We start from the raw sequence: 231 nt of genomic DNA, 5'->3' as shown, positions 1-231 counted from the left end.
GTGTTCGGACGGGCACATGGTGAAGTCACCGGCATGTACATGCAGGACCTGGTGGGAACGGAGCTCTACGAAAGTGCCCTGCGCTACATCGATGCCGTGCTGGCCGGCGAAGAACAGATCTTCGAGCGCACCTTCACCCATGCCGTCAACGGCTACAAGCACGTCGTGACCACCTACATCCCCGACATCACCGAGGCCGGGGATGTAGTCGGCTCCTACGTCGTGGCCCAG

1 protein-coding gene is annotated in these 231 nt (G+C 61.5%); it reads left to right on the top strand.

The genetic code is table 11. The annotated features are described in order from the left end of the window. Positions 1–231: PAS domain-containing protein (locus HWE01_RS22800; protein WP_241822981.1), on the top strand; the 231-nt coding region annotated here is incomplete at both ends.

It is taken from the genome of Herbaspirillum sp. C7C8, assembly GCF_022627875.1.
In the GTDB taxonomy this organism is placed as follows: Bacteria; Pseudomonadota; Gammaproteobacteria; order Burkholderiales; family Burkholderiaceae_D; genus Herbaspirillum.
This window is presented reverse-complemented; position numbering and strand designations above follow the sequence as displayed.